Genomic DNA, 22,191 nt, shown 5'->3' with positions numbered 1-22,191 from the left:
ACCCTTAAACCCGTTTCTCGGCGTATGTCATCACGAGATAGGCGCGGCATTCTCTTGCGCCGGTGTTGCGGTAGACGTGCGCCGCATCGGCGACAAAATAGATTGAATCGCCCTCTTTGAGCAGGATCTTCTGGCCATTGACTTCGATTTCGAGTTCACCCTCGGCGATGGCGATGTTTTCCGCCGTGCCGGGTGGGTGAGCGATCGCCTTTTCGACACAGCCTGCTTTGAAATTGAGTTCGTAGAATTCGACCCGGCGCGGCACATCGAGTGGAAACAGCGCCTTGGAAATAAAGTTGCCTTTTTGCGATGAAAGAATTTTGCTGTCGGCCTTGCGAATGACCTGCAGCTGCGCGTCGGTTCGCCTGCTGATGAGTGCCGCAAACGGCACGTCGAGCGCCCGGGCAATTTTCCAGAGCACATTTATCGACGGTGCGCTGCGCGACTGCTCGATCTGGCTGAGCATCGCCTTTGAAACGCCAGAGAGGTTCGCCAGCTTGTCGAGTGAAAGATCGAGATCAGACCGCATGCGTTTGACGTTTTCTGCGACGACGCCTGTCAGATTTTCTGTCGCACCCGATTTTTCGCCTGCGGCCTGTTTTGGTTTCTTCTGTGCTTTGGTTGCGCCGGGTCGCGGCTGCTTGTCTTTCATGGAGAAACAAGGTTCAAAACCCGCGTCAGTCTATAAAGCCAAAAGGCGTGCCCTCTGGAGCGAGCGTTGCCCGGCCGGGGTAACAGATCTGTAGGTTTGCTTTAACAGAAAAATATTCGTTTTAGTTGACAGTATGTCTGTTATAGCAGACAAGTATCCGTGGCCATTAAGTTTCGCCCCAAAGCCCTTCTCACCTTCGCCGGGTGCTGTCGTTCTGAATCCATCGGTTTATCCGGGATAATTCAGAACTGATATATTTTCTGAACTGCCCCGGGCAAGCCGGGGCGCGTCTGTCAGCAGAGTGACTCCCTTCCCGCATCAAGAGGAGAATAAAATGAAAAAGATTTTAAAACGAATAGGTGCCTTCGCCGTTTTAGGTGTCATTATGGCGCAGTCGCTGACAGCGCAGAATAAGCCGGCGGGGGTAAAGGCGCAGGCTGCCACTGAGGTCGCCGGCAGTGATATCGAAGAGATCCCCCCCGAAGTGTCTGACGCAGAAAAGAACGCAGCGACGATAGAGGTCAGAGACAGCTACTATGTCGAACGCCGCAGTTATGGCACAAAGCGTATCGATGGTACAAAGCCTGAATACGTCGTGCGCCTCAACGAGACCGGCATTGGTGTTTTTAAGAATGTCGACTGGCTTGTTGCCGGTCTCGACTACCGTTACCGCCATGAATACCGCTACAACGACTTGCGGCGCCCCAACGCAACGGCGGTGACAGGGCCGAATGGCGTTCAGCCCGAAACCGATACGCCGGTGCTATTGAGAACCCGTTTGTTTCTGAAAGTTGAAAACATTCTCGACCCCTTCAGGGTGACTGTCGAAGTTGAAGACGCGAGGCGTTATCCATTCTGGAACCCCGCCGACGACCCGACCAAGAACCAGCGGCAACCGCCTTATGCCCGCGATGACCGTGATTTTAACTCGGTTGAACCCATTCAGGCATTCGGAGAGCTCTATTTCAAGAATCTTTTCGGCTATGACCGACCACTGCATGTGCGCGTTGGTCGTCAGGCATTCGAGTTTTTAGACCGTCGCCTGATTGGTCTTAACGAATGGCGCAACACGACGAACACGTTTCAGGGTGTGCGCACAACAATAGGGCAAGAAAAGAATAACTGGTATCTCGAACTGCTCGCGTTTCAGCCTTTGGTACGCTACCTTGACAAACTCGACCAACCGCAGGGTAAGCAGTGGTTCTACGGAGCTATTCTGTCGATTCAAGAATGGTCGCAGGTTGCGACAATTCAGCCGTACTACCTCGGTTTGCAGCAAGACGGGCAATCGCCGACAAAAGAAAACCCCGAGCTTTTGCAGCGCGACTTTCAGAATATACACACCGCCGGCATTCGGGCATACGCCGTGCTCGGCAAGTCGGGCTTTGACTACGATGTGTCGTATACCAACCAATGGGGTACCGACGCGTTGCGGGCGAATGCTCAAGAGCGCAATCAAAACGCGTTTTATGCGACGGCTGAACTTGGGTATACGTTTAACCACAGCTGGAAACCGCGCCTCGGTGCGTTTTACGGCTATGTTTCGGGCGATTTGGATCGCAACGACCAGACGCAAAACCGCTTTAACCGCCTGTTCGGGTTCGCCCGGCCCTGGTCTTCGCACGACTATTTTCAGCTCGAGAACCTGAACACGCCGAAAATTGTGCTCGAATTCGAACCGTTCGAGAAACTCAAAATCGACACAGCCTATGCACAGTACTGGGTCGCGAGCCCTAAAGACCGCTGGAACAATTCAGGTATTCTGAACACCGCGTCGGCAGCCGGCAACGTGAACACAGATACGAAGATTGGCGACGAATATAACCTGCGTATCCGCTATCCGTTTCCGCACCTGAAGGTGAATGTTGGTTACGCTTACTTCAAGCCAGGTTCGTACACGACCAAATTTCTGCGGGGCGGCGACTCACATTTCGCCTACCTTGAAGTATCTGCAGTACTGCTCGAAAAAGCAAATTAATAACAAAAATGAGGATAAAGAAATGAAAACTAGCAATTACATCAAAGCGGGTCTTTTTGCAGCCTTAGCGCTGGCATCATTCGCAGAGGCGAAAGACTATGAGCTGCTCAACGTATCGTACGACCCGACGCGCGAACTCTATCGCGAATTTAACGCGGCTTTTCTGCGGCACTGGAAACAGAAGAACCCGAACGACAACATTAAGTTTAAACAGTCGCACGGGGGCAGCGGCAAGCAGGCCCGGTCGGTTGTCGACGGGCTCGATGCCGATGTGGTCACGCTCGCTCTGGCAAACGACGTCGATGTGATTGCAAAGGCGAAGCTTTTGCCCGAAGACTGGCAGAAGCGCCGCCCGAACAACAGCGCACCGTACACTTCGGCGATTGTATTTCTCGTGCGCAAAGGAAATCCCAAGGGGATCAAAGACTGGGATGATCTGATAAAACCCGGACTCGGCGTCATTACGCCGAACCCAAAAACATCGGGTGGAGCGCAGTGGAACTACCTTGCTGCATGGGCCTATGCTCAGGAAAAAAAGCAGGACCCGAAAGCGTTCGTCACGGCACTCTATAAGAATGTCAAAGTCCTGGACAGCGGTGCCCGCGGGGCCACGATTACGTTCACGCAGCGCAAGATCGGTGATGTCTATATCGCCTGGGAAAATGAAGCGTTTCTCGTGAGCCGTGACCTTGCAAACGAATATGAGATCGTCGTGCCTTCGTTCAGTATTCTGGCCGAGCCGTCGATTTCAGTCGTCGATGTCAATGCCAATCGTAAAGGAAATGCCGAACTCGCGAAAGCTTACCTCGACTACCTTGAGTCGCCAGAGGGGCAGAATATCGCGGCTAAGCACTTCTATCGCCCGCGCAACCCGAAGGCTGCGGCACGCTTTAAGCACTTCAAGAACCTTAAGCTGATTACCGTCGACGGCTTTTATGGCGGCTGGAAGAACGCGTTTAAAACGCACTTCGCAGACGGCGGCACTTTCGACCAGATCTACGCAAAATGAATGTATTCAGGGTGGCCCGGCCACCCTGAAGCTTATTGCTGCAACGCATTGACGCTGTGTTTTAGGCGCAAGATTTGGTGTTCGCTATAATGAAAAAAAATCTGTTAGCCTTAAGCCTTTTGGCCTCTTTTGCCTGCTCGGGCAAGAAGTCTGCGCGCGAAATTCTAAACGTTTCTTATGATCCCACGCGCGAGTTTTACCGCGAGTTCAATGCAGCCTTTGCCGCTCACTGGAAGCACGGGCACCCGGGCGAAGATATCAGCTTTCGTATGTCGCATGGCGGCAGCGGTAAACAGGCACGTTCGGTGATCGACGGCCTCAAGGCCGATGTCGTGACGCTGGCGCTATCGGCTGACATCGACACGATCGCAGCAGAGGCGAAGCTGCTGCCCGCAGACTGGCAGAAACACTTGCCGAAGAACAGCGCGCCTTACACTTCGACGATTGTCTTTCTCGTGAGGGCGGGAAATCCTAAACAAATTCGCGACTGGAATGATCTGGTACGCCCCGGAGTTTCGGTCGTTACGCCCAACCCGAAAACTTCGGGTGGCGCCCGCTATAACTATCTCGCGGCATACGCCTATGCGCTGAAGACAAATGGCAATTCAGACGCGAAAGCCAGAGAGTTTATCGCAGCACTTTTTAAAAACGTGGCAGTTCTCGATACCGGTGCGCGCGGCGCCACGACTACCTTTACGCAGCGCAAGATCGGTGACGTGCTCATCGCGTGGGAGAACGAGGCATATCTCGCCGTAAAAGAGATGGGTACAGGGCTTGAAATCGTGACCCCGTCATTCAGTATTCTGGCAGAACCTAGCGTGGCTCTCGTCAGCGAAAATGCGCGAGCAAATGGCACTACTGAACTGGCAACCGCTTATCTGCAGCATCTTTATTCCGATGAGGGGCAAAACCTCGCCGGGCGGCATTATTTTCGGCCCACGAATGCTGCCATAGCAAAGCAGCAGGCATTCATCAGCCCTCTGAAGCTCGCGAATGTCGAAGCTGTCTTCGGTGGCTGGGCAAGAGTCAACAAATTACACTTCGCTGACGGCGGTGTTTTTGATCAGATCTATGGGAAATAAACCAGTATGACGTTTCGCGAAAGATCGATTCTCCCGGGCTTCAGGTTGACTTTTGCCTGGACAGTCATTTATCTCTCGGTAATCGTCTTGATTCCGCTCGGCGGTATGTTCGCCAAGAGTTTCTCGTTAGGCTGGGGTGAATTCGTCGAGCATGCCTTTGCGCACCGTACTCTCGTATCGCTTCGCCTGAGCTTCACGACGGCGCTGATTGCAGCGCTCATCAACCTTTTCGCCGGGTTTGTGATTGCCTGGGTGCTGACGCGCTACGACTTTTTTGGCAAGCGCCTGCTCGATACGCTCGTTGACCTGCCGTTCGCGCTGCCGACTGCCGTCGCCGGTATCGCGCTGTGCACGGTCTATGCAGAAAATGGCAGCCTCGGCGCGCCGTTACTGAAGGCGGGAATCAAAGCAGCCTATAATCCCGTCGGAATCACCATCGCACTCATCTTTATCGGCTTGCCCTTCGTCGTGCGCTCGGTGCAGCCGGTACTCGAAGATTTCGAGCGCGAAATCGAAGAGGCAGCCGGCAGCCTCGGCGCGACGCGTCTGCAGACGATCAGGCTGGTGATTCTACCGTCGCTGATACCTGCGCTGCTTTCGGGTACCATAATGGCTTTTTCGCGCGCACTCGGTGAGTACGGCAGCGTCATTTTTATCGCGGGCAATATTCCCTTCAAGAGTGAAATTGCGCCGCTCATTATTGTCACCAAACTCGAACAGCATAATGTGCAGGGTGCCACCGCGGTTGCAGCGATCATGCTCATGATCTCGTTTGCGCTGCTGGTTGCGCTGAATTTTCTACAGATCAGACAGAAGAGAAAGGCCCGATGAACTCCACACCATCACACATACGCGACCCACGTTGGCTACAGGTGTCGTTTATCATCTTTGCCGTCGGATTTCTCACGCTTCTGCTTCTTTTACCCCTATACGAAATTTTTACCCAGGCGTTCAATAAAGGCTGGGATTTCTACGCCGAGGCACTTCAAGACCCCATTGCGCTCGACTCGATCAAACTCACGCTGATTGCAGCCGGTGTTTCGGTGCCGCTCAATCTCGCATTTGGCGTCATCGCCGCTTATTGTGTGACAAAATTCGATTTCTGGGGCAAGAGTTTTCTGATCTCGCTGATCGACCTGCCGTTCGCGATTTCGCCAGTCATTTCGGGCCTTATCTATGTGCTGATCTTCGGCTTGCAAGGCTGGTTCGGGCCAGCGCTGCAGGCAAGCGGCATCAAAATCATCTTTGCAATACCGGGCATTATTCTCGCGACAATTTTCGTCACCTTTCCATTTGTCGCACGTGAACTGATTCCGCTGATGGAAGAGCAGGGCAAGACCGAAGAAGAGGCGGCGCTGATGCTCGGTGCGAGTCCCCTGAAGATGTTCTTTATGGTGACGCTGCCCAACATCAAGTGGGGGCTCATCTATGGCGTAATTCTCTGCAACGCTCGCGCGATGGGAGAATTCGGTGCGGTATCGGTTGTATCGGGGCATATCCGCGGGGAAACGAATACCATGCCGCTGCACGTCGAAATTCTTTATAACGAGTACAATTTTACAGCAGCCTTTGCCGTTGCTTCGTTGCTGGCGTTTCTGGCGCTGGCGACATTGCTCGTCAAGTCACTGGTCGAGCTAAAAGTCAAACTCTCACAACGAAGCGCCAGAGTATCAAAAGTCGCCGCCGGGTAGGAACCATGCAAATTCAGATAGAAAAACTTTCGAAGATCTTCAAGAACTTCAAGGCCCTCGATAACGTGACGCTCGAGGCAAACCACGGCGAGCTGCTCGCACTGCTCGGGCCGTCGGGCTGCGGCAAGACGACGCTGCTCAGAATTATCGCTGGGCTCGAATTTTCCGAAGAAGGCGTCATTCGGTTCGACGGCAAAGACGTGCAGACTCTCACCGCGAAAGAACGCAACGTTGGGTTCGTTTTTCAGCATTATGCGCTCTTCAAGCACATGACGATTTTCGATAATGTCGCGTTTGGTCTGAAGGTACGTAAGAAGAAAGACCGGCCGTCAAAAGCCGAAATTCGCGAGCGGGTGCTGAAGCTTCTCGGGCTCGTGCAGCTCGCGAACCTTGAAGATCGCTATCCGCACCAGTTGTCGGGCGGGCAGAGGCAGCGCGTTGCGCTCGCACGTGCTTTGGCGGTTGAGCCCAGGGTTCTGCTGCTCGACGAACCCTTCGGTGCGCTCGATGCGCAGGTACGCAAAGAGCTGCGCCGCTGGCTGCGTAAGCTGCACGACGAGATTCATATCACGAGCATCTTCGTGACACACGATCAAGAAGAGGCGCTCGAAGTCGCCGACCGTGTCGTGATTCTGAATAAAGGGCAGGTAGAGCAGGTGGGCACGCCTGACGAGGTCTACCGCAACCCGAAGACGCCTTTTGTTTACCAGTTCATGGGCAATGTGAACCTCTTTCACGGCCGCATTGAAGGAGTGCAGGGCAAGGGATATGTGCGCCCGCATGAAATTGAGATCGATACGGCGCAGAAGTTTCCAACCGATTTTGCGGCGGTCATTGAAGGTGTGCAACCGCTGGGGCCGTACACACGCGTGACGCTGATCGATGCGAAGACGCAGCAGCTCGTTGAGGCCGAGATTCCCTATGAAACGGGCAAAGCGCTTGGGTTAAACCTCGGTCTGTCGGTTTTTTACCGTATTCGAAACGTTCAGACTTTTGATGGGGATTTTGTAATCTAAGTCGCATTCAACCGCAGGTTGAATGCGACGAGCCCCGATGCCAAAGCGTGCGCATTCGGGCAATGCCCGAAAAGCGGCGGCGAGCAGCGAAGCGCTTTAGCAGTGATTCGCCGCAGGCGAATCATGAGGCTCGCCGACGCTTGCACGCTTTGGCGTCGGGGAATTCTTGTGCGGCGTGAATTTGGGGCAGGGGGGTGAGGTCACTTCTGTTGAAAATTCCCATGCCTCACATCACCGTGCTCGAGTGAGGGCCTAAGCCCCGGCGCGGCGAACCAGGTGGTGAATTCTGACGTGGGGTGGTGGTTGCAGAATTCGGGGTTTGCCGCAGGGCCCGACAGCATCTTTTCTTTCACCATGGAGTTATATTGCAGCAGGCGCAGGTCGAGTGTGTTGGCGTTTAACACAACCTCCCACCCGCGTTCGCGGGCGCGTTCGCGCACCGAGTTGATGCGGCTGTTTTCGGGGTTATACGCGTCGACACCCACGCCGTTTTCGCTGAAGGTCATCGTGCCCGCATCGGTGTTGAGGTAGAGGCTGTGGTTGCCGGGTGTATGGCCTGGCGTTTGTATCAGCGCGACGCCGGGCCCGAGCAAGAGGTCGCCTTCTGTCAAAATCAGGTTTTCGTGAGAGACTTTCGCAAGGCCGTTCGGCACATACCATTCAGATACCGAGGGATGCAGATTGATCGTCGCCTCCCATTCGGCTTTGGGGTAGATATACTTTGCATTCGGAAACTTCGGTTCGATCAGCCATCCTCCTTTGTTGTCGCGCACGCCCATGAGCGGGCGCATGTCTTGCACGTGCAGGTGATCGTAACTGACATAGTTGATGTCACCGACTGAAAAACCGAGTTCGGCCAGCTGCTCTTCGACCGACTTGTGAATCTTTGCCAGCAGGCCTTCCATGAACTGGGGCACACGTTTTCTGAGGTTCTGGTAGAATGGTGCCTGCGCCGAAAGATCGGGAAAAATTGGATTAAATAAGAGAAGTTTCAATTGTCCGTCTTCGAGAAACTGCACGAGCGTCGCCCGGTTATTGAACCACAGGTACGGGTAAAGGCCGTCGTACGCATTGTGAAAGCCGTAGATTGTCGGGTAGGGACTCACCGAGCAGCTGAACTGCCGCACCGCGATCGGCATGCCCGATTCGATGAACGCGGCGCGCACGTGCGGCGCTGCGAGGCGTATTTTTTCAAGCTCGTTCAAGGGTAGCTTTTCACGCCGCGATTCCTCGAAGCCGGTAATTGCCTTGAAAGAATGTCTTGCCATGCGCCAGATTTTACCCGCGAGCGGCGGGGCAAACCGATTTCAGCTGAGGTATATGATTTAGTCTTGCCACGGCGGATAGATTTGTTAGCGCCGCCCATGGCTTTGCAAATTGATAAATCCTCATTAACTAAACCAATGTCGCTCGTGTTTTACGTGGTCAGCCTCATAGGCTTTGCGAGCATTATTGGCATGCTGGTGACGCCAAAAGACAACCTGCGTCTGAACGTCATGCTGCACGAGACGTACAATATAGCACTGATCTTTTCGACGATCGGTTTTATCGGTCTTATCTACATCTTGCTCAACGTGCTCGGCTTTTTTGGCCTCGACCGCAACAAGTTCATGGGGCTCTACCTCGCGCTATCGATTTCGGGCTGGTTTTGCTTCATTTACCAGCGCTATGATTTTATGCTGAAGCCGCTCGAAGAGTATGGCATTAACCTCAGGTTCAAGATGGCCGCTGAAACACAGAAGTACGGCCAGGTCGGCGACCAAATGGTGAAAATTCCCATGAAGAGTCTGCACCCCGCGATTCATATTATTGGCATCGAGACTGAAACCGTGCAGGCATATGGCGGCTACCCCTTCAGCTGGAAGCATTACTCAGACCAGTTGAAAGCGCTCGAAGATTCTGGCGCCAACACGGTCATGTTCGATATTTTCTTCATGGATTATTTCAAAGACAACTATGGTCTGTTGCATACGGTTGAAAGCCTGCGCGACAAAGCGCCCGAGCTATTCGCCAAGGGGCAGGGGATTAACCTGTCGAACGCAGAGCTGAAGGCGCGCTCTGCCTACTGGAGCGAACGGATCAAGAAATCGGGCAACGTGGTTGTCGACTATGGCATGGAAGTTGACCCCAGCTTTGACCCGGCGATGCTGCAGACGCCCGATATGAAAGCCCGCATTGCCGAGCTCAATAAATTTCGTATTCCCGACCAGAATATCGTAGAGAACGAATACCTGAAAGACCCGTATCTCGAATGGGTGTCATTCCCTTTTCCGCCGATTCCTGCGGTCAGCCGCGCGACGAAGGGGTTGGGTGCGGCGAATGTCAAATATGACGGGTCTTCGGCGAACTACGTGATGCCAATGGTGTTCAAATGGCAGAACCGCCTGTATCCTTCGATCTCGCTGCTGCTGGCCTGCCGTTATTACGGTGTTGACGTGACCAAAGATGTCGAAGTTAAACTCGGCGAATACGTCATCATCAAGAACATACCAGACAAAAAGGTTAGCTTCGGCATCAAGTTTGGCGAAGACAACGAAAAAGACATCATGACCAAACCGAACGCGCAGCGCTCGGTCAGAATACCCATCAACGAAACAGGCATGATGGCGATTAACTTTATCGGTGGCCCTTACACGTTTCCTTCGACGAAAATGGTCGAGCTCGCAGAACAGGCAAACCTAAAAGAGAAGACGTTAAATACCGAAGAATACCGAAACAAGATCTTGCTGACAGCGATGTATTATGCGACAGGTTCAGCGACCACGCGGGATATGCACCCCTCGCCCTTCAGCACGGTCACGGCCGGTATTGAACACCACGCCAGCGCTCTGAACACCATTCTCATGCAGGATTTCGTGACATATCCACCGGCAATCGTCAATTACCTGCTGATGTTTCTGTTTGCGGCAATTCTGGGCTTTTTGATACCACGCTTTAACATCGGCGTAGTTCTCGTTGCTGTGGGTGTCTTGTCGGCGGTCTTTCTCGTCGAAGCCGTGATTGTGTTCAAGTATTTCAAATATGTCCACTTCTTTCTCGTGCCATACGTCGAAGTCGTGGTGATTCTGATTGCGGTCATCGGCTATAAAGTTTTGACCGAAGAAGAAAACGTAAAATATATTCGCAGCACGTTCTCAAAATTCGTCGCGAAAGATATTGTGAACGAACTTCTCGCGAACCCCGAATCGCTGAAGCTCGGTGGTGAAAAGAAAGAGCTCACCGTATTTTTCTCAGATATTCGCGGCTTCACGACGATGTCTGAAAGCCTTTCGCCAGAAGACCTCGTTCACCTCTTGAACGAATACCTGTCGACAATGACCGACCTCGTCATCGGTTACAAGGGCACGATCGACAAATACATGGGCGACGCGATCATGGCATTCTGGGGCGCGCCGGTGCCGAACGAAGACCACGCGTATTACGCCTGTATCACGGCCATCGTGCAACTTGAGGAGCTCAAAAAGCTGCAAGACAATTGGGCCGCAAAGGGATACCCGATTATCGATATCGGTATTGGCCTCAATTCTGGGCCGGCGGTTGTCGGCAATATGGGCTCTTCTCACCGTATGGACTATACCGTGATGGGCGACACGATTAACCTCGGTTCACGTCTTGAAGGTACGAACAAACAATACGGCACTCGCATCATCATTTCGCAGACCACGTATGAAAAGGTCAAAGACCGCGTTTATACCCGCGAGCTCGACGATATTCGTGTGAAGGGAAAGAATGAGCCGGTACGTATCTATGAACTGATTGGCCTCGTGAACCCGGCAGACGCCGAGAAGCTCAGAACGCAGGTCAGTTAGCGCGGGCGTCGACCGAAGTCGCCGGCCTCTGCGCGATATTCGCGTTGCTGGCGAACATTTCGGGGCTGTTCTTCGCGAGCTGAATCACTTCAGCCGCCCCGAACAGGGGTTTTGCCAGCCGTTCGAAATGCAGATAGACCTTACGGGCGACTTCAAGGTCTTGCGGTTCGTCGACTGTCATGCGAATGCCGCGCACACGGGCTTTCGCCAGTTCTTCAGAAAAGGTTTCATCGAGCGGTTGAGAATAGATTTCGTATAGGTGCGGGTTTTCGCGCACAAACATCGTGACATGCTCGCGGTGGTGCGGCAAGATCTCCGACGCGCCCCCGGGGGTCGCGGGTTCTGCCCGCAGGCGAATCGAGCGCAGGGCGTTTACCCTGATGATTTCTGAGCCCATGCCGAGAGGCAAATCGGCGGTGTGTGCGTAGTCGACCGGACGTGATTTAAGCTTCATGATCAGCCGCGCCAGTTCGTCTTTATCGGTAAATGGGTTATCGCCCGTGACGCGTATCACATAATCTGTATCGTCCAGGTCAGAGCTCGCATCGAGGTATCTCTGCAGAACGTCGTAAACATCGCCTTCGGTGAAGTTCCAGCCCCGTTCGCTGAGATATGTGGGCAGGGGGCTTGCCTCTTCGCGCGCGATCGCGAAATGCAGCGCGACATTGGCGCCTTCGAGCGTGGCGAAACGCCGCGCGATGTGCTCCAGAATGCTCAGGCTGCCGATTGTCTGCAGCACTTTGCCGGGCAGGCGTTCGCTTGCCATTCGGGCCTGCACAATTGCTCTGAAGCGCATAGGGCCAATATCGGTGAACTTTTCACCCGAAAATCAAAAAATACTTGCCTGACACGCAAAAGCAATAATATAGACCAATGGCCGCTAAGTCAGGCATCAAGATAAAAGTCAAGAAAAAGGGCGAAATCAGCATCGTCGAGATCGACGGTGCAATCAAATCAGGAATGGAGTTCGATCTGGCCGACGAACTCGAATCGTGCATGCACGAGGCGAAAGTCCCGAAAATCATCGTCGATATGAAAAAGGTGCCGTTTATCAATTCGGCCGCTCTCGGTATTTTGCTGAATATCTATAAAGAGATTGAACGCCGCAACGGGCGCTTTGGCCTGTGTGCGATCAGCTCAGACGTCGACCACCTGCTCGAAATCACCAAGTTGGGTTCGGTTTTCGATATCTATAAGAACCAAGACGACGCCCTCGATTCAATAGCCGATTAGGTCGTCGCTCGACGACTGATTGACCGGCTACGCCGGCGATTAGGTCGTCTTCGACGACTGAATTCATTGGGGCGTTGGTCGTTCACCCATCGACCTCTTCAATACAAAAAGGCGACAAGTTTTGTTGCATTTCTATCGAAAATAGAATGTGAAGCAGCTTCGTCATCTTATCGCCCTGATCTTCTGTCTCTTGCTGCCTGCGGCTTTCGCTGCCTCGCAGAAGCCGGTGCGTGTCGAGGCGGTCGTTGACTGGCCCAATAATAAGATTTATCTGAACGCCGTGCTCGATGTAACCGGTGCAAGGCTGGGTACGAGCAATGCCGAGCTGCGGCGTGAGCTGAGAAACGAGCTGCTGAAAAAACTCAGCCAGGTTGCAGATAAGCTGATTCAGAATCTGGTCGATGGTGAATCTGCTGCTGACCAACTCGCGGGCACCGATCTCGCAGAGTACTGGGCATCGCTCAAGGTTTCGACCTATCAGCTCGCCGAAAACCGGGCATCGGCTACGCTCGACATTCCGCTGCGGGGCAAGGGCTCTTTGCTCGCATATTTGCCATTGGCGTACAACACAGAAACACTGAATGAAAAAAGCAAAAGCGATGTCACACTCTATGACCAGCGCCCAGGTATCGCCGAATATGACAGTTCTGATCTTGAACCCTTGCTCTATACCGGGCTTATTATCGATGCGCGCCACCTGCCATTCGAGCCGACACTCGACGCCGGTATCTATACGAGTTCGGGCCGGCAGATTTATGGGGCGGCTTACCTGACGCGCACGACTGCGGTGCGGCGGGGCGTTGCAGGCTTTGTCAGCGACGAAACGGTGGCCGATGCGCGCCGCCGGGCAGGTAAAAGGCCATTGAAGGTTTCGGCGCTCGACGCTGCGCGCTTCAAGGGAAACGCGCTCGTGATCAGTGACGAAGATGCGGCGCGCCTGACGGCGCATGCGGGCAGCCGTGAAAACCTGCGCCGCGCGCGTGTCGTTGTGCTCGTGGGTTCAGACAAGCTGCGTTCGCGGTATTAGACAACCTTACGTAAGCTTTCAGAACCATCTGCAGGTACCTGAAAAAGCAATTTGTCATACCGGAGAGGCCGCTCGGGGGTTCTTTTTCAAGAACAGTACCATGACGGCAATGAGACCCCCGAACAGAAAACCCGTGATACCAAAGAGAAAGTAATTCGGCTGGGGTTTAAAAGGTATTGCCAGCTGCAAAACTGCCACGTTGTCTGAGCGGCGCCTTACCACCATTTTAAAGGCAGGTTGGTTGCTCTTGATTTTGCGGCGCGCCGCGAGACGAAGCTTCAGTTCAGATTTGCCGGCCGGCAGCGCAATCGCCGCCGCGTCGCAGGCAGTGGCGCCAGCCGTCGCGGTGACAGTACATGCGGTGATGCTCAGGTCTTTTAGCGCAGCATCATCGAGGTCTTGCGCCTCAACGCTGTAAGTCGACGATGAGGATAGAGTAAACTTCAGGTTCATTTCGTCTTCGGTTCCAGGGCTGACGCCTTGAACCGACCACACTGCGGGTAGCTGGTATGCGAGACCTTCAGCTGCTGCAAAATCGGCGTCGTAACGCGCCACAACCTTATCGACCGGGTTCAGCGCTGCGGCGGCGAAGACATCTGTGTTCACCGGGGTAAAGCCGGCCGCGTCTTCGCGGTAGTAGGCAACTACCGTAAAGCCTTCGGCGATCGGTTGCATCACCTGAATAAAATTGCGTTCGAGCGAGATCCTCATTATATCGCGTGCTTCGCCTTTGAGTGCCAGAGGTGCAGAAACATTGCCGGTGAATGCCCAGATTGCGCCCTCTGGGCCCGTCGAGTTTCGGGTCGCGCTGGTAACCTTGACCGCGCAGGTTTTGATGTCTTTGCGCAGATTGGCGCACGCGATGCGGTTGGTGGTTTCGGTGAAGCTGCGAATGGCGCCAGAGGCCGATTTGACCTGCGGAGCGGCCGCGCCGGGCCCCGCGAGGGCAAGAGTTGTGACCACAAGGGCGAGAGGTGCGATGCGCATGGATCGCATTTCTGCGGCGCTCTGCGCCGTAAGCTCATTTACGCCCTGTCTGCAATTGATAATGAGCCTGCTGTGGCCGAGCTGACAGACGAAATTTCAAAACGCAGGGCGTTTGCGATTATCGCACACCCCGATGCGGGTAAGACCACGCTCACAGAGAAACTGCTGCTTTACGGCGGGGCGATTCATCTTGCGGGGCATGTGCGCGCAAAGAAAGACCGAAAGTCGACCAAGTCAGACTTCATGGCGCTTGAACAAGAGCGCGGTATTTCGGTTTCAACAGCGGCGCTGCAGTTCAATTATGAAGGGCATGTGATGAACCTGCTCGACACCCCCGGCCACCAGGATTTCAGCGAAGACACGTACCGTACGCTGATGGCCGTCGACTCGGCGATCATGCTGCTCGATGCCTCGCGCGGCGTCGAACCGCAGACGATAAAACTTTTTAAAATCTGCCGTGAACGCAATCTACCGATCATCACCTTCATCAACAAAATGGATATGCCGGCGCTCGAGGCCTTTGAACTCTTAGACAACGTTGAAAAAGTACTCGGAATCTCCGCTGTGCCGCTTGTCTGGCCGATGGGGTCGGGCCGCGACTTTAAGGGCTATTTCGACCTTTATGGCAAGAAGCTGCACCGCTTTGAACGCACAACCGGCGGTGCGCACCGGGCACCAGAGGCACTCAGCGGCATTGAAGACCCTCAGGTACGCGAGCTCATGGGCGAAGCCGAGCACGATAAGTTCTGCGAAGACGTGGCGATAGCGGGTGAAGCGTTGCCGGCATTCGATAAAGAGAAATTCTTACGCGGTGAAATGACGCCGGTACTATTCGGCAGCGCGGTGACAAACTTCGGTGTTGAGCATTTGCTCGCGAACCTCACCGATCTGGCACCCGCACCCCGACCGATTGTGCTCGATAACGGTGAAACACTGAAGCCCGACGAGAACCGCTTTACGGGGTTTGTATTCAAAATGCAGGCAAACATGAATAAGCTTCACCGTGACCGGGTTGCATTCTTGCGCGTCACAAGCGGCAAGTTTGAGCGCGGTATGTCTGTGAATGTACCGCGTCTGGGCAAAGAGGTGAAGCTCGCAAACCCCGTGGCATTTTTCGGGCAAGAACGTACGACAATCGATACGGCGTACCCCGGCGACATCATTGGTATCATCAGTCCGGGGCTCTACCGGCTCGGTGATATTCTTTGCGAGGGAAACCCGCCGACGTTTCACCCGTTGCCGCGTTTTGCCCCCGACGTTTATGCGCGCATTGTGCTGACAGACACGGGCAAGACCAAGCAGTTTCGCAAGGGTATTACCGAACTTGCCGACGAGGGTGTGGTGCAGCTCTTTAATCTGACTGAGCAGACGCCGCTCATCGGCGTTATCGGCCAGCTGCAGTTCGACGTCTTCAAGTACCGGCTCGAAGACGAATACGGTGCACCCGTTCGGCTCGAACCATTGCCCTTCGAGTGCTCCCGCTGGATTAGTAAAGAAGATGCCGAAAAAGCCGGGCGCTTCGACAAAATAGTCTACGATGAACTCGGTAATCCGGTGTTGTTGTTTGAGAGCCAGTTCAGGCTCAGGTCATTTCAAGAGCAGAACCCCGACGTGGTACTGCACATGCACCCGATTGTCATTTAGTATAGCAGGCGACCGGAGCCGAAAAAGTGTAAAGCAGCAAAGTCGCCTTGTTTCAAAGCCACGACGCGAGCGAAGTTCTCCGCTTCGCAGGCTATTCACTTTTTCGGAGATTTTTACGGAACCCGCTAGCCTTTCACAAGAACAATACCGTTCTCAATTTTTGAGGGCAGTACTGTGAGTGGCTTGTTGCCGCCCGCGGTGCACTCGCCAGATTTCAGATCGAACTTCCATTCGTGAAACGGGCAGACGATGCTGCCTTCGGCAATGCCACTTTCAGGTATCGCATTGCCTTTGTGCGGGCAATGCGCATCGTAGACGACAATTTTGCCTGAGTTCAGCGTCAAAATGGCCTTACGCGCGCCGGCCTGAAAGTATTTTGCATCCCCCTCTTGCAGAGAAGCGAGCGGAGCGACTTCGTGCCAGGTTTCGGTCGCGCTGCTTGGGGTCGCAGGCTTGCCGACATGCGCAAACTCAGGCAGGTTCATTTCGATGATCACGTCGATCGCCCAGACAATTTTGCTGAAACCGAGCGCGGGCATCGCCATCAGCAGGGCGTCGATGACTTCGTCGGCGGTTGCACCCGCCTTAAGCGCACGCGGCAGGTATTGGCGAACGCCATTCGCGGTCTTCGCGTGTACCTTGGTGATGACAGAGATGAGCGCGGCGGTTTTCGGGTCGAGGTGTTCACCCGCCTTTTTGAGAAAAGTGAAATAGGCCTGCATCGCGTCGGGCCGGGCTTTCAGCAGATAGTCGAGGGCTTTGCTCATGGGTTAGTATTCTATTTTTTCGACGACGCGGCAATCTCTTGCAGTTTCGCAGAACAGCAATGGGCCTAACTGGCCCTGAATGCCCGCTCTGGATTCTGCCTCCAGCCCACAAAGGGCCAGCGCGCCCAATAGATGATCTGGCTTTTCAGCAAGCGCCAGATTGATCGCTGCGGGGGCACGCCCAGAAGGCCCGCAACCTCTTGAAGAGCCAGCTCACGGTAATCTCTGAAAAACATGTCGAGCAGCTCTGTGGCTTCAATCGAATATCTGCGGCGCACGAGCGCCCTTGTCAATCGGTGCACCAGCGCAAGTGCGTAGTCGACGCGCAGATAGAGGCCCCAGAGATAAGCAGCCATAAACCGGTTGGCCGCAAGGCTGGTCTTCACCTGTGCCTCGCCGAATGCGATGTGCGTCACTTCATCGCGTGCGATCGCGCGCAGTGTTTTCACGATGCGCGCATCTTTCGTATTGGCGATCAGCATTTGCATGAGGTAGTGCACCCAGCGCTCACCCACCGCTTTATCGAGAAAACAGTGCTCAATCCAGAGGCGGCCGCTGACTGGCGTGGTAACTTGCTTCAACAGCCACGATTGCCGGGGTGAGGGGCGCTCAGGGCTCACATAAGCGAGCAGGCCTTTGTAGAGCCGCGCATGGCGAATTTCATCGCGAATCTGTCTCGCCAGAAAGTCTGCGCTTTTCAGGTCAGGGGCATACTGCATGGCGCGCCCCTCGGCGATGCCCGTCAGTTCGCCGTCGATGAACCGCGCGAAGATAAACGCAAAAAGTTCGCGGTCTTTGGGCAGCGTCAGGGAAACCGCAGGCATATGCGCGTTTTGCAGGTGGACTGCGGCCGTGAACTGTTTTTGTCGCCGCCACCGTGTCGGTGCGGCTTCGTCTGCCGGCGTCGGCACCAATACCCGTGTGTGCAAAATAATGTACGCAGTGTCGCGGTTAACAATTCGTTTCGGCAATGGCTCTCTTCGACGAATGTTACAGCGCAGAGGCGGATGTTTCCCTTGCGCCCAAAGACCTCGACAAATTCTGGGCGGCGCAGCTCGCGCGCCTGAAAAAAGTACCGCTGGAGGTACAGACCAAGAAGAAGGTAAGCCGCAAGCTCTTCACCGAGCAGAACCTGGCGGTAGACTTTCAGAGTGTAGACAAGTACCATATGAGCGCGCAGTTCATCGCGCCGCGCAAACTCATCGGCAAACCGCCTCTGGTCGTCATTTTTCCTGATTATGGCAAAGAGACCGTGGCGTACAAGGGTCTCATGAATGCCGGCATTGCGCAGCTCGTCGTGCGCATGCGCGGGCATGAAGCGCCGCGCCCGGTGCAGAGCGAAGACAAGTTAAACCCTGTCAAAAAGAAAGACGAACGCGAGCAGAGTTATGGGTATTTCGGCGAGCGGCTGCTCGACCCGGCGGAGTATTACGCCAATAAAATCTATCTCGATGCGTTTCGCGCGCTCGAGGTGGCAAGGCTCAGAAAAGAAATCGATACCTCGCGCATGGGAATCATCGGGCAGGGGGTCGGCGCAGCGCAGGCGCTCTTTGTTGCGGCCTATATGCAGCGCGGCGATGCGCTGTTTCTCGAAAACCCTGCGTTTTTACATCTCGATGAAACCCAGAATATTTCAGACGCCGATTATGCGCGAGAAATCAATGACGCGGCACGCGGCAGCAAGAAGGTGAAGCAGCAAATTAAAGAGAACCTTCGGTATTTCGACCCGGTTTATTTCGCCAAAAAGATCAGCGCGAGCACTGCGTTTTCAGTCAATCTGACGAATAAGATAGCAGTCCCCCACGGGGCATTCGCCTTATTTCATTTACTCAAGAACGAGAAAGACATGTTTCTCTTCACCGAAGGTGACGCCGCAGCGCTCGCCGATGAAAAGCGCAAGACTGCCCTCAACGCAGTGCGCTACTTTCGCGAAAAGCTACTGGGCCAGGTTTCGGCGCCCGATGCTGAAGACTAGCGGGTTTTGAAAAGGGAACCTGCTGGTTTGAAAGTTCAACAGTCGACTGCGACATATATAGTCTCAGCGCCGTTCTTGGCTGCGGCGAGCGGTTTGTCGATTCTCACACTGACACTTTTGGCGCGGGCAAGGTTTTTGAGTGCCTGCCCGATCTGTAGCGCCAGATTCTCTATGAGTTCATAGTGCCTCAGCGCCGCTATGCGCTTGATTTCGTTGCAAAGCACGTCGTAGTCGACCGAATTCTTCATGTCATCGACGTCGTAGCGCGTGCCGCTCAAAACGAGCCGCGCCGAGATAAAAACAGTCTGCGGTTTGCGTTTCTCGGTTTCGTAAATACCCACCGAAAGCGTGACTTTCAGGCGTTCGACCGCAATGGTTAGAGGCTTCAGTTTCATATTTTAGCCCGCAACCGATATTTTACCGATGAGCAGATCGGGCACGCAAACCGAACCGTACTGGTCATTATATTCGTTTGAGATCGCCTCGATATTCTGCAGCATATCAAAAATATTCGCGCTGAGTGTGATGCGGTCAACCGGCTGCACCCGCACGCCGCCTTCGTACAAGAACCCCTGCGCACCTATCGACATCTCCCCTGAAACCGCCGAGCAGCCGGCTGCCCCTTCGAGTTTGTCAATCAGCAGCACGCGTCCAGAGAGCAGAGCGGGCGCCGGTTCATTGCCCGGCGAAACGACAAGATTCTTAAAGCCCGTCGAAGCCTTTGACCCAATCGATCTGACTGCGTTACCGGTTGAAACCCTCTTGTCTTTGCCGGCAGATTCGAGATTGTAGAGAAAATTCGTGAATACCCCGGCCTCGACGACTGCGATATCGCGTGTCGGTGTACCCTCCGCATCGCGGGCGCGCGAGCCTTTCAGTTTCAGATCATGCGCAGCTGAGGTAATGGTCAATAGCGGCGATGCGATGCGTTCGCCGAGCCTGCCCTTGAGGCGAGACTGGCCGCGCTGCGCTGCGTCAGCAAAAAATGAGGATTGATATATAGAAAGAATCTGTCCCGCCACTCTGTTGCTGAACAGCACCGTGTATTCGCCTGACTTAACCGGCGCAGCGCCGAGCTGTTCGAGTGTTCGCCGTGCGGCGATACCAGCAAAGTCCAGTGGCAGAAGTTCAGAAAAAGAAGGGCGGCTATTGCTGTAAAAACCCATTTTTTTCTGATCGCCTGCGGCGGCGACGGCCGCGGTGTAGGCCGAAAACTCCTGGTGCGTCTGTTCGTAGGTTATGCCCTTTGAGTTCATAAAATACGATGTCGCACTCGAGCGGCCCGCGCCGGTATAGGGCACGTTTTCAATGCGCGCATCACGCGCCCGGGTTTCGCTTTCGAGCCGGCGCGAAAAATCGGCGAGATCGCTGAGCGCTACGCGCTCGAAATCGGGGGATAGATGATCGAATTTCTTCTCTGACGCAGGTTGCGGTTCGGCGACTGAATATTCGACGGCGCCAGTCAGCTGTGTGTGCGATATCGCATCAGAAAGACAGATCTTGAGCGCTTCAGGTGTCAGCCTCTCAGTGAACGCGATGCCCGGCCGGTGATCACAAAACACCCTGACGCCGAGCGCTGCTGAACTCTGAATCTCGGTATTGCTGATCTTCTGTTCAAACACTTCGACGCTTTCGCTGAACGAGTCATAGCCGACGATGTCAAACGCCTGAGCTTTCGAGGCAGCCGCGAGCTCGGCGAGGGTGGTAATGGCTGATTGAATATTCATCTAAACCTCGGATATTGGATCATCGCGAATGCGCAGAATTCGGTGCAAGCCATCAGCAAGGTCAACGCCTTCGCGGCATAGATGCCATCCATGGCAGCCGCGAAGCCTGTGATCATCCTGATCATTCGCTCCTCCGCAAAGATGCCAACCATGGCCGCGTCGGAGTACAGAACATCCTGTTCATCTACCCCCCACAAGTATCTCATCGACCTTCAGGGTCGGTTGGCCGACGGTCACGGGTACGCTGCCCGACGACGCGCCGCACATGCCGGCGGTGATCTCCAGGTCTGAGCCGACCATCGAGATCAGCGGCAGAATTTCATGGCCTTTGCCGATGAGAGTTGCGCCGCGCACGCCTTCGGCGATTTTACCGCTGCGAATGCGGTAACCCTCTTCGACAGCAAAATTGAACTCACCCGTCGCCGGGTTGACTGAACCACCGCCGAGTTTGGGTGCATAGAGGCCGTCGTCGATGCCTGCAAGCATTTCGGCGAGTGAACTCGAACCGGCGGCGATGTAGGTATTGCGCATGCGCGATACCGGCGCGTACTGGTAAGATTCACGGCGCGCCGAACCCGTGCGCCGTACATTGCATTCTATCGACCCCACACGATCAGAGATATAGTTCTTCAAGATGCCGTTTTCAATCAGAACTGTCTTCTCAGTCGGCATGCCTTCGTCATCGATGGCCACCGAACCCCAGCTGCCGAAAATGGTGCCGTCGTCGATCGCTGTGACCGCCGGGTGCGCGATGAGTTGGCCCTGTTTGCCGGCAAACGGCGTCGCCTTTTTGCGCAGCGCTTCGGTCTCCAGCGGGTGGCCACAGGCTTCGTGAAAGATGACTCCGCCAAAGCCGGGGCCGAGAATGATCGGCATCTTCTTGCCCTCAATATAACCGGCGTCGAGCATGCGCACCGCGCGTTCTGCCGCCTCCCGGGTCAGCGATTCGATGTCGAGGTTGTCGAAAAATTCAAAGCCCTGCAGCGCGCCCGGTGACTCACCGGCGACAAACCGCTCACCGGCTTTTTCTGCCGTGACTGAGACCGAAAAGCGTGTGCGGGTGCGCGAATCAGAGATAAAAAGACCCTCGCTGTTCGCAATTTGAATATGCTTTGTCGAATCTACGAGCGAGGCAGAAACCTGCTGCACCAGCGGAGACACGGCATAACCTTGTTTGTCGGCGCGCATGAGCAAAGGCAGCTTTGCTGCTTGCCCGGCGTCAGCGGGACGGCGCAGAATATTCTGTATCGCCGGGGCTTGATGAATGGGCTTCAAAGCCGCCCTGGCGTTGCCCGGGAGTCGCGCAGTTGCCGCGCGGGCTGCAACCAGCGCTGCCAGAAGCTTACTCAGAGCATCTTTCGAATCGCTGCTCGTATAGCCATAAACGACGTCTGTGCCATAGATGAGGCGCAGGCCGATGCCGTATTCGATGCCCGCGGTTGCGTTTTCAATCTTGTGGTCGCGCAGGCTCACCGCTGCGTTGCGCGTCTCTTCTTCGTACAGGTCGGCGAAGTCGGCGCCCTGGCTGAGCGCAGCTGAGAGAATATCTTCGGCGACTGTTTGATTCATGAGGCAGACCCTTGAAGCAATGTGC

The 22,191-nt window shown here is 54.6% G+C and carries 20 protein-coding genes; 11 read left to right on the top strand and 9 right to left on the bottom strand.

The genetic code is table 11. The features are described 5' to 3' along the window. Window positions 1-4: 4 nt before the first annotated feature. Window positions 5-652 (bottom strand): helix-turn-helix domain-containing protein, encoded by a 648-nt coding sequence (locus tag TURPA_RS18800; RefSeq protein WP_014804847.1) that lies wholly within the window; start codon window positions 650-652, stop codon window positions 5-7. Window positions 653-986: 334 nt separating this feature from the next. Here TURPA_RS18800 and TURPA_RS18795 point away from each other — a divergent pair, with 334 nt between their 5' ends. From TURPA_RS18795 to TURPA_RS18770, 6 genes are all read left to right on the top strand, one after another. Continuing rightward, window positions 987-2,630 (top strand): alginate export family protein, encoded by a 1,644-nt coding sequence (locus TURPA_RS18795; RefSeq protein WP_014804846.1) that lies wholly within the window; start codon window positions 987-989, stop codon window positions 2,628-2,630. A 22-nt stretch (window positions 2,631-2,652) separates the two neighbouring features. Beyond that, a complete protein-coding gene (locus TURPA_RS18790; protein WP_014804845.1) occupies window positions 2,653-3,639 on the top strand; it encodes a sulfate ABC transporter substrate-binding protein in 987 nt (328 codons plus the stop codon). 89 nt (window positions 3,640-3,728) lie between these two features. Further along, window positions 3,729-4,721, top strand: a complete 993-nt coding sequence (locus tag TURPA_RS18785; protein WP_014804844.1) for a sulfate ABC transporter substrate-binding protein — start codon at window positions 3,729-3,731, stop codon at window positions 4,719-4,721. 6 nt (window positions 4,722-4,727) lie between these two features. Next, a complete protein-coding gene (gene cysT, locus TURPA_RS18780; protein WP_014804843.1) occupies window positions 4,728-5,552 on the top strand; it encodes a sulfate ABC transporter permease subunit CysT in 825 nt (274 codons plus the stop codon). Beyond that, window positions 5,549-6,412 carry a sulfate ABC transporter permease subunit CysW gene (gene cysW / locus TURPA_RS18775; RefSeq protein WP_014804842.1) on the top strand — a complete coding sequence of 288 codons (864 nt, stop codon included), beginning with the start codon at window positions 5,549-5,551 and terminating at the stop codon, window positions 6,410-6,412. Before cysT ends, cysW begins: the two co-directional genes overlap by 4 nt. A 5-nt stretch (window positions 6,413-6,417) precedes the next feature. Beyond that, window positions 6,418-7,428, top strand: coding sequence for a sulfate/molybdate ABC transporter ATP-binding protein (locus TURPA_RS18770; RefSeq protein ID WP_014804841.1), 1,011 nt, complete (start codon window positions 6,418-6,420; stop codon window positions 7,426-7,428). 200 nt (window positions 7,429-7,628) lie between these two features. Here TURPA_RS18770 and TURPA_RS18765 read toward each other — a convergent pair whose 3' ends face one another. Beyond that, window positions 7,629-8,696, bottom strand: coding sequence for an MBL fold metallo-hydrolase (locus tag TURPA_RS18765; RefSeq protein WP_014804840.1), 1,068 nt, complete (start codon window positions 8,694-8,696; stop codon window positions 7,629-7,631). Between TURPA_RS18765 and TURPA_RS18760 the strand changes: the two genes are divergently transcribed. Beyond that, window positions 8,685-11,237 (top strand): CHASE2 domain-containing protein, encoded by a 2,553-nt coding sequence (locus tag TURPA_RS18760; RefSeq protein ID WP_083847863.1) that lies wholly within the window; start codon window positions 8,685-8,687, stop codon window positions 11,235-11,237. The genes TURPA_RS18765 and TURPA_RS18760 overlap by 12 nt on opposite strands. Here TURPA_RS18760 and TURPA_RS18755 read toward each other — a convergent pair. Beyond that, the gene (locus TURPA_RS18755; RefSeq protein ID WP_014804838.1) at window positions 11,230-12,033 is read right to left on the bottom strand and encodes a cytidylyltransferase domain-containing protein; all 804 of its coding nucleotides are present in this window, start codon (window positions 12,031-12,033) and stop codon (window positions 11,230-11,232) included. The genes TURPA_RS18760 and TURPA_RS18755 overlap by 8 nt on opposite strands. Before the next feature lie 77 nt (window positions 12,034-12,110). On the opposite strand from TURPA_RS18755, the gene TURPA_RS18750 reads away from it, so the two are divergent. Together TURPA_RS18750 and TURPA_RS22305 are read left to right on the top strand one after the other, a co-directional pair. Then, complete coding sequence (locus TURPA_RS18750) at window positions 12,111-12,470, top strand: STAS domain-containing protein (RefSeq protein ID WP_014804837.1); 360 nt, start codon at window positions 12,111-12,113, stop codon at window positions 12,468-12,470. Window positions 12,471-12,618: 148 nt separating this feature from the next. Then, the gene (locus TURPA_RS22305) at window positions 12,619-13,497 is read left to right on the top strand and encodes a hypothetical protein (protein WP_014804836.1); all 879 of its coding nucleotides are present in this window, start codon (window positions 12,619-12,621) and stop codon (window positions 13,495-13,497) included. Between the two features lie 54 nt (window positions 13,498-13,551). Here the strand turns inward: TURPA_RS22305 and TURPA_RS18740 are convergent, their stop codons facing one another. Beyond that, a complete protein-coding gene (locus TURPA_RS18740) occupies window positions 13,552-14,484 on the bottom strand; it encodes a hypothetical protein (RefSeq protein ID WP_041948700.1) in 933 nt (310 codons plus the stop codon). Window positions 14,485-14,556: 72 nt separating this feature from the next. Here TURPA_RS18740 and TURPA_RS18735 point away from each other — a divergent pair, with 72 nt between their 5' ends. After that, the gene (locus TURPA_RS18735) at window positions 14,557-16,128 is read left to right on the top strand and encodes a peptide chain release factor 3 (protein ID WP_014804834.1); all 1,572 of its coding nucleotides are present in this window, start codon (window positions 14,557-14,559) and stop codon (window positions 16,126-16,128) included. Window positions 16,129-16,253: 125 nt separating this feature from the next. Here TURPA_RS18735 and TURPA_RS18730 read toward each other — a convergent pair whose 3' ends face one another. Further along, window positions 16,254-16,895 (bottom strand): Rieske 2Fe-2S domain-containing protein, encoded by a 642-nt coding sequence (locus tag TURPA_RS18730; protein WP_014804833.1) that lies wholly within the window; start codon window positions 16,893-16,895, stop codon window positions 16,254-16,256. A gap of 65 nt (window positions 16,896-16,960) precedes the next feature. Next, entirely contained in the window at window positions 16,961-17,719 is a 759-nt protein-coding gene (locus TURPA_RS18725) for a ferritin-like domain-containing protein (RefSeq protein ID WP_157210595.1), read from the bottom strand. A gap of 146 nt (window positions 17,720-17,865) precedes the next feature. Between TURPA_RS18725 and TURPA_RS18720 the strand changes: the two genes are divergently transcribed. Continuing rightward, the gene (locus TURPA_RS18720; RefSeq protein ID WP_014804831.1) at window positions 17,866-18,870 is read left to right on the top strand and encodes an acetylxylan esterase; all 1,005 of its coding nucleotides are present in this window, start codon (window positions 17,866-17,868) and stop codon (window positions 18,868-18,870) included. Window positions 18,871-18,905: 35 nt separating this feature from the next. Here the strand turns inward: TURPA_RS18720 and TURPA_RS18715 are convergent, their stop codons facing one another. From TURPA_RS18715 to TURPA_RS18700, 3 genes are all read right to left on the bottom strand, one after another. Beyond that, the gene (locus TURPA_RS18715; RefSeq protein WP_014804830.1) at window positions 18,906-19,265 is read right to left on the bottom strand and encodes a dihydroneopterin aldolase; all 360 of its coding nucleotides are present in this window, start codon (window positions 19,263-19,265) and stop codon (window positions 18,906-18,908) included. A gap of 3 nt (window positions 19,266-19,268) precedes the next feature. Further along, window positions 19,269-20,597, bottom strand: coding sequence for a TldD/PmbA family protein (locus TURPA_RS18710; protein ID WP_014804829.1), 1,329 nt, complete (start codon window positions 20,595-20,597; stop codon window positions 19,269-19,271). A gap of 180 nt (window positions 20,598-20,777) precedes the next feature. Continuing rightward, on the bottom strand, window positions 20,778-22,166 hold the full coding sequence (locus TURPA_RS18700; protein ID WP_014804827.1) for a TldD/PmbA family protein: 1,389 nt from the start codon (window positions 22,164-22,166) through the stop codon (window positions 20,778-20,780). Window positions 22,167-22,191: the final 25 nt, after the last annotated feature.

It is taken from the genome of Turneriella parva DSM 21527, from assembly GCF_000266885.1.
Lineage (GTDB): Bacteria > Spirochaetota > Leptospiria > Turneriellales > Turneriellaceae > Turneriella > Turneriella parva.
The sequence above is the reverse complement of the archived record's forward strand: the minus strand, read 5'-3'. Positions and strand labels throughout refer to the sequence as shown.

What these genes read in the sequence shown, in the direction of transcription:
- TURPA_RS18800 (WP_014804847.1), bottom strand. Translation starts at nt 652, where the DNA reads ATGAAAGACAAGCAGCCGCGACCCGGCGCAACCAAAGCACAGAAGAAA.
- TURPA_RS18795 (WP_014804846.1), top strand. Translation starts at nt 987, where the DNA reads ATGAAAAAGATTTTAAAACGAATAGGTGCCTTCGCCGTTTTAGGTGTC.
- TURPA_RS18790 (WP_014804845.1), top strand. Translation starts at nt 2,653, where the DNA reads ATGAAAACTAGCAATTACATCAAAGCGGGTCTTTTTGCAGCCTTAGCG.
- TURPA_RS18785 (WP_014804844.1), top strand. Translation starts at nt 3,729, where the DNA reads ATGAAAAAAAATCTGTTAGCCTTAAGCCTTTTGGCCTCTTTTGCCTGC.
- cysT (WP_014804843.1), top strand. Translation starts at nt 4,728, where the DNA reads ATGACGTTTCGCGAAAGATCGATTCTCCCGGGCTTCAGGTTGACTTTT.
- cysW (WP_014804842.1), top strand. Translation starts at nt 5,549, where the DNA reads ATGAACTCCACACCATCACACATACGCGACCCACGTTGGCTACAGGTG.
- TURPA_RS18770 (WP_014804841.1), top strand. Translation starts at nt 6,418, where the DNA reads ATGCAAATTCAGATAGAAAAACTTTCGAAGATCTTCAAGAACTTCAAG.
- TURPA_RS18760 (WP_083847863.1), top strand. Translation starts at nt 8,685, where the DNA reads ATGTCTTGCCATGCGCCAGATTTTACCCGCGAGCGGCGGGGCAAACCG.
- TURPA_RS18765 (WP_014804840.1), bottom strand. Translation starts at nt 8,696, where the DNA reads ATGGCAAGACATTCTTTCAAGGCAATTACCGGCTTCGAGGAATCGCGG.
- TURPA_RS18755 (WP_014804838.1), bottom strand. Translation starts at nt 12,033, where the DNA reads ATGCGCTTCAGAGCAATTGTGCAGGCCCGAATGGCAAGCGAACGCCTG.
- TURPA_RS18750 (WP_014804837.1), top strand. Translation starts at nt 12,111, where the DNA reads ATGGCCGCTAAGTCAGGCATCAAGATAAAAGTCAAGAAAAAGGGCGAA.
- TURPA_RS18740 (WP_041948700.1), bottom strand. Translation starts at nt 14,484, where the DNA reads ATGCGCATCGCACCTCTCGCCCTTGTGGTCACAACTCTTGCCCTCGCG.
- TURPA_RS18730 (WP_014804833.1), bottom strand. Translation starts at nt 16,895, where the DNA reads ATGAGCAAAGCCCTCGACTATCTGCTGAAAGCCCGGCCCGACGCGATG.
- TURPA_RS18725 (WP_157210595.1), bottom strand. Translation starts at nt 17,719, where the DNA reads ATGCCTGCGGTTTCCCTGACGCTGCCCAAAGACCGCGAACTTTTTGCG.
- TURPA_RS18720 (WP_014804831.1), top strand. Translation starts at nt 17,866, where the DNA reads ATGGCTCTCTTCGACGAATGTTACAGCGCAGAGGCGGATGTTTCCCTT.
- TURPA_RS18715 (WP_014804830.1), bottom strand. Translation starts at nt 19,265, where the DNA reads ATGAAACTGAAGCCTCTAACCATTGCGGTCGAACGCCTGAAAGTCACG.
- TURPA_RS18710 (WP_014804829.1), bottom strand. Translation starts at nt 20,597, where the DNA reads ATGAATATTCAATCAGCCATTACCACCCTCGCCGAGCTCGCGGCTGCC.
- TURPA_RS18700 (WP_014804827.1), bottom strand. Translation starts at nt 22,166, where the DNA reads ATGAATCAAACAGTCGCCGAAGATATTCTCTCAGCTGCGCTCAGCCAG.